Genomic DNA, 7,174 nt, shown 5'->3' on the forward strand with positions numbered 1-7,174 from the left:
GAATGTAAATCTGGGTATTGGATATTGGGCGGCCAATCGGTACGTTATCGGCAAAACAGCCCGAGTGATTGATATCAAACACCGTACAACCCACGACGGTTTCGGTTGGGCCGTACTCGTTGATGATACGCGAGCCCGACGATAATGTTCGCCAGAGTGCAATAGTGGAACCGGGCAGCGCCTCTCCCCCCACGATAAAGCAGTGAGCCGGGCATGTTCGTCCCATCGTTTTCAATTTCTGCCCTATTGCCGAAAGATGACCGGGCGTAATTTTAACCAAAGCGCCCGATTCCATTGACAGCAACGCAGGGAGCAATTCAACCAGCTCCTGCCCGTCGCCGAGCAAATGGAGCTTGCCGCCGTACAGTAAAGGCAGGTAAAGACTGGTGACCGTGGCATCAAAGGCGATTGATGATGAAACGATACTATCGCATCGCCTTTCAGTGAGGTAATCACTCCGCGCCCACAACAGGTAGTTGCAGACACCGCGATGTTCCAGCATCACGCCTTTCGGGGTCCCGGTCGAACCCGAGGTATAAATGACATACGCCAGATGTCGTGAAGTAAGCGCAGGTATTTGCGGGTTGTCGTCCGGCTGGTTGAGCAATGCATTCGGGTCAAGTACCGTGAGTTCCGCCAGTGCCTGCTCACCCAACGCAGCACGTCCGGCGTTATCCGCCAGCAAAATAACCGGAGCGGCATCAGTCAGAATATGCGCCAGACGCTCGCCAGTATAAACCGGGTCCAACGGCACATAAGCGCCACCGGCTTTCAGTATTGCCAATATTCCTACCACCATGACCGGTGAACGCGACACGCAAATCGCCACTCGTTGATCCGGCGCTACGCCCAGTTCAATTAGCTGATGAGCCAACCGGTTAGCACGAGCATTTAATTCCGCATAACTGAGGGTTTGCTCTTCATGCACTAATGCTATCGCATCCGGGGTTTGCTCCACCTGTTGTTCAAACAACTGATGGATACATAACTGACCAAGATAAGCAGCTTCCGTCGCGTTCCAGGTTGTTAACAACAAGGTACGCTCCGTTTCCGGCAGAATTTCTAACTGTCGTACCGGCATTTCCGGGGCCTGCTCCAGCGCTGCCGCCAAGCTCTCCAGTGCCTGCTGCATATAACCGCATAGACTTTCCGGTTCAAACGGCTGCACGACCTGTGCCGTTAGCCCAAGGGATTCACCAAAATCCTCCACCGACAGCACTAACGGATAGTTAGTCCGCTCCCGTCCGCCTAAGAATTCAATGCCCTTCATTGTTTCATCCGGCGTTACCAGAGACAGGTTATGCCGGTAGTTTAATAATGCGTTGAAGAGCGGCGTACCACTAGCAACACTACTGCAACGCTGAGCCAGCGCCAGTGACGCATGCTCATGCTCTAATAATCCAGCCAGTCGGGTATGAGCGGCCTGCACGCTGTCTCGTACCGGAGTCTCATCGATATCCAACCGCAGCGGCAAGGTATTAATAAACAGCCCCATGCCGCTGTCGGCCCCATCTCCCGCCGCCATGCGCCCAAACAGCACCGTGCCAAACACGACGTGCTCCTGCCCGCTGGTGCACGATAATACCTGTGCCCAGGCCAGATGACACAAGGCCGCCAGACTGACCCCCAAATGTCTCGCCTGATGACGTAAACGGTTATTTAGCTCGGCTGACAACATCCGGTGCGATTCCGCTACCTGCGAACCATCACGATGCACTTCCGTCAAACCAAACGGCAGGGTCGGTTCATCTACCTCAACTAACATGTCAGTAAAGAAGCGAGTGTGTTCTTCCTGACTAACGCCTAACCGGGCCTGCGCTACCAGATTGCGGAAAGGCGTCGGCGTCGGCAGACTCTCCTCCTGCCCGCTCAGATAAGCCTGTACTTCACGGTTCATGACTTCCAGCGTGGTATGATCGCCAATCAGATGGTGCAACAATTGCTGTACAATCCAGCGGCCATCAACCTCTTGCGCCACCACAAAACGCAATAACGGTGCCTCGCCCAAATCGAGACGATAATGACGAGGGTCAAAACGTTGGGTTAACTGATCACAAACTCGTCCATCAGCCGGATTCAAGTCCAGTTCCATCACTGACAAAGTAGCTTGACGCCAAACCACCTGAACCGGTACAGACAACTCTCGCCAGATAAAGGCGGTACGCAGGATATCATGGCGATCAACCACCTGTTGTACCGCCGCCAGATAACGGTCTAGCAAAGAGCGATCAGCAAAGGCTATCTGACTGACCACCAGATAGGTATCACCTTCGTTTGCCAATAAGTGGTGGAACAAAATACCGTCCTGCAACGGCGACAGGGCATAAATATCCTGAATATTGGCCATCCCGCCCGGCACTTGCCCGACGATACAGTCAATGTCAGCCTGGGTCAGATCTATCAGCGGCAACATCTCCGGCGTAAGTGTTGTCGTCGCTGACGTAATCACATTCGGCGGCACTGCCACAGCCCGATATTGCCCTAATGTTTGGGCCAGTTCAGATAACACCGGCGACTGGAACAGGTCACGCACCGCCAGTGTCAGCCCCAGGTGACGCAGACATTCAATCATCCTCACAGCAAGCAGAGAATGGCCGCCCAGCGCAAAGAAGCTATCGTGTCGGCTAATCTGTTCTATTCCTAGCAATTCATGCCAGATAGCCGCCAAGGCGATCTCCGTTTTCCCCTGGGGCGCTGCATAAATCTGGCGGGCAAAAGCCTCGCCGTCCGGCACCGGTAACGCCCGACGATCCAGCTTACCATTCGGCGTTAGCGGGAAGGCATCCAGCCGCACAAAGGCTGACGGCACCATGTAGTCAGGCAACATTTTACTCAGGTAAGTGCGCAAACTATTCACCAACCCGTCATCCACTGGTGCCACTATATAGGCAACCAGCCGTTTGTCCTGTCCATCCCCCAGCGCCAGCACCGCCGCTTCACGCACCGCCGGGTGCTCTATCAGACGTGTCTCAATTTCCCCCGGCTCAATACGGAAACCACGGATTTTAACCTGCTGGTCGTTGCGGCCCAGAAATTCCAGGTTGCCATCCGGCAGGTAGCGAGCTAAATCCCCGGTACGATACATACGAGCGCCCGGTCGATTACTAAACGGATCTATCAGGAAACGTTCCGCCGTCAAGTCTGGCCGATTCAGGTAGCCACGAGCGACAGCGATTCCCCCAATGTAAAGTTCACCCGAGCCCCCCATTGGGACAGGTTTCCCGTGGGTATCGAGAATGTAAATCTGGGTATTGGATATTGGGCGGCCAATCGGTACGTTATCGGCAAAACCGCTCGAATGATTGATATCAAACACCGTACAACCCACGACGGTTTCGGTTGGGCCGTACTCGTTGATGATGCGCGAGCCTGGCGATAATGTTCGCCAGAGTGCAATAGTGGAACCGGGCAGTGCCTCTCCCCCCACGATAAAGCAGTGAGCCGGGCATGTTCGTCCCATCGTTTTCAATTTCTGCCCTATTGCCGAAAGATGACCGGGCGTAATTTTAACCAAAGCGCCTGATTCCATTGACAACAACGCAGGGAGCAATTCAACCAGCTCCTGCCCGTCGCCGAGCAAATGGAGCTTGCCGCCGCACAGTAAAGGCAGGTAAAGACTGGTGACCGTGGCATCAAAGGCGATTGATGATGAAACGATACTATCGCATCGCCTTTCAGAGAGGTAATCACTCCGCGCCCACAACAGGTAGTTGCAGACACCGCGATGTTCCAGCATCACCCCTTTCGGGGTCCCGGTCGAACCCGAGGTATAAATGACATACGCCAGATGTCGTGAAGTGAGTGCCGGTATTTGCGGGTTGTCGTCCCGCTGGCTGAGCAATGCATTCGGGTCAAGTACGATGAGTTCCGCCAGCGCCTGCTCACCCAACGCAGCGCGTCCGGCTTTATCCGCCAGCAAAATAACCGGAGCGGCATCAGTCAGAATATGCGCCAGACGCTCCCCGGTATAAACCGGGTCCAACGGCACATAGGCACCGCCGGCTTTCAGTATTGCCAATACCCCCACAACCATAGCCGGTGAGCGTGCCACGCAAATCGCCACCCGTTGCTCAAGCAAGAGGCCCAACGCAATCAATTGATGGGCCAACCGGTTAGCCCGAGCATTTAATTCCGCATAGCTGAGAGTTTGTTCTTCATGCACTAATGCTATCGCATCCGGGGTTTGTTCTACCTGCTGTTCAAACAACTGATGAATACACAATGCATCAGGATACGCGGTTTCCGTTGCGTTCCAGGTTTCCAGCAACAACTTGCGCTCCGTCGGAGACAGAATATCAATTTCTCCAACCGGCTGTTGAGAGTTAGTCACCATCGCTTGCAGCACCGCGCGGAGATATTCCACCTGCCGTTCCACCGTCGATGGATCAAACAAGGCGGCGGCATAATTCAACGCCCCGACAATCCTGCCCTCCTCTTCCGACAAACCCAGTTCCAGATCAAACTTAACAACATCAACCGCTTGATCGACCGGTGAGACAGCCAGCCCCGGTAATTCCCATGCCGAGTTCTCATCGTTCTGCCAGGCAAACATCACCTGGAACAACGGGGTATGCGCCAGTCGGCGCGGCGGTTGCACGATTTCCACCACCTGCTCAAACGGTAAATCCTGATGCTCCTGGGCCGCCAATACGGTTTGCCGGACTCGCGCCAGTAATTCCGTCACCGTCAGCTCACCGGATAACCCCACACGCAACGCCAACGTATTGACAAAGAAACCAATCAACGGCTCTACTTCTTGACGGCTACGGCCCGCACTCGGGGTGCCAATCACCACATCGTCCTGACCTGACAAACGCGACAAAACCACTACCCAGGCTGACAACAGCGTCATAAATAAGGTGACGCCCTGCTGTTCACTCAGACGCTTAAGCGCGGTCGTTAATTCAACATCGAAGTTAACCGGCACAGTATCGCCGGCAAACGACTGCGCTGGCGGACGAGGCCGATCTGTCGGCAGATCCAACAGCACCGGCGCGTCAGCCAACATGGCACGCCAATAGTCAGACTGAACCTGAATACGCTCAGCCGACAGCCACTGACGCTGCCAGGCGGCGTAATCCGGGTACTGAATCGCCAATGGCGGCAACGGATCGGATTGTCCGTCTATAAACGCCGTATAGAGCGTGTTCAGTTCCTGTATCAGCACATTGGCAGACCAGCCATCGGAAATTATGTGATGCAGGGTCAGCAAAAATTGATATTCGTCATCGGTGATCCGGATGAGAGCCGCACGAATAAGCGGGCCGCTTTCGAGGTCAAATGACGCATGGGCTTCTTCCGTACTCAGGCGCTCAAGAACTTCATCTGCATCCGAAACGCCGCGCAGGTCATATTGCGATAACAGTAAGCCGCTACTCGGCACCAACAGCCGCACTTGCGGTTGACCATCGACAGAAACAAAGACAGAGCGTAACGCTTCATGGCGGGCAAACAAAGTATCCAGCGCCTTCTGCCAGGCCATGATATCCAATTGCCCACTCAAACGCAGGGCCATCGGAATATGATAAGTTTCACTGACACCCTCAAGCTGCGCCAGGAACCACAGGCGCTGTTGAGCAAATGATAACGGTAATTCCCCTTCACGGGATACCGGCACGATGGCTGGCAGGGTAGTATCCAGTTGCCCCTTCCGGGCCTGCATAACTTCCGCAAATGCCTGTAACGAAGGGAATTTAAACAGGGTGGTTAATGATAATTCGATACCGAAACCAGCTATCCGGTTGATCATCCGTACCGCCAACAGCGAATGCCCCCCCAAGGCAAAGAAATTGTCATGCCGACTGATCTGTTCAACACCTAAGACTTCACGCCAAATCGCCGCCAGCGCCATTTCCATCTCTCCCTGGGGAGCAGCGTAAACCTGACGGACAAAGGCGTCATTGTCCGGTGCGGGCAGCGCCTGGCGATCCAATTTACCGTTCGGCGTTAAGGGTAATGCATCCAGTCGTACAAAGGCCGCCGGCACCATGTAATCCGGCAACTGAACGCTCAGATGTTCGCGTAAACGGTTAATCAACCCCTCATGAGCTTCCGCTACCACATAGGCCACCAGCCGTTTTTCCTGCCCTTCCCCCTGCGCCAACACCACCGATTCACTTACCGCCGGATGTTCTGCCAGCCGGGCCTCAATTTCCCCCGGTTCAATGCGGAAGCCGCGAATTTTAACCTGCTGGTCGTTACGGCCCAGAAATTCCAGATTGCCGTCCGGCAAATAACGGGCTACATCCCCGGTGCGGTACATGCGGGCATCCGGTTTATCACTAAACGGATCAGGCAGGAAACGTTCCGCCGTCAAGTCTGGGCGATTAAGGTAGCCACGCGCCACCCCCGCGCCCCCGATATACATTTCCCCCGCCACGCCCAACGGCACCGGTTGACCATACTCGTCCAGTAAGTAAATGCAGGTGTTGGCTATCGGACGGCCGATACTTTCAATGATCCGCTCACCCCGCCGTATCGGCAACCAGGCCGAATAGGTTGTCGTTTCAGAAGGTCCATAGAGATTACATAACCGCTCTATTTGCGTGTCTGCGAAAATCTGTTTAATTAAAGCGCCTTTAAGCGGTTCCCCCGCCAGATTGACCGTATGAACCGACGCCATCAGCGCCTGTGCCTGCAATAACGGTTTCATCGCAGACGGCACTGAGTTGATCAAGGTCACCGGCAGGGCATGCTGCATCAATGACAGCGCATCCTCCACCAGATAAATCGCCGCGCCACGTGACAACGGCATAAAACATTCAAAAACGGACAGGTCGAAATTCATCGACGTTGAGAAAAGCACCTGACGGATCTCTTCCGTTTCAAAAGCCTGCTGCGCCCAGTGCAGGAAGTTAACCGTATTGCGGTGCTCAATCATCACCCCTTTGGGCACTCCGGTGGAGCCGGAAGTATAAATCACATAGGCCAGATGCCGGGCAGTCAGCGCAGGCACCGATGGATTACTGTCCGGCTGATCTGGCAAGGTATTCGGGTCAAGCACGGTCAGTCTGGCCAGCGTTTCCTCGCCTAACGCAGACCGGCCGGTCTTATCCGCCAGCACCACCGTCGGTGCCGCATCATGCAGGATATGCCCCAGACGTTCACCCGGATAAGCGGGGTCCAACGGCACATAGGCACCGCCGGCTTTCAGTATTGCCAATATCCCCACCAC

The 7,174-nt window shown here is 54.8% G+C and carries 1 protein-coding gene; it reads right to left on the minus strand.

What is annotated here, in order from left to right:
* On the minus strand, positions 1–7,174 hold a 7,174-nt coding region (locus tag EAE91_RS22670; RefSeq protein WP_214090437.1), incomplete at both ends, for a non-ribosomal peptide synthetase.

The organism is Photorhabdus noenieputensis, assembly GCF_018448935.1.
GTDB lineage: Bacteria > Pseudomonadota > Gammaproteobacteria > Enterobacterales > Enterobacteriaceae > Photorhabdus > Photorhabdus noenieputensis.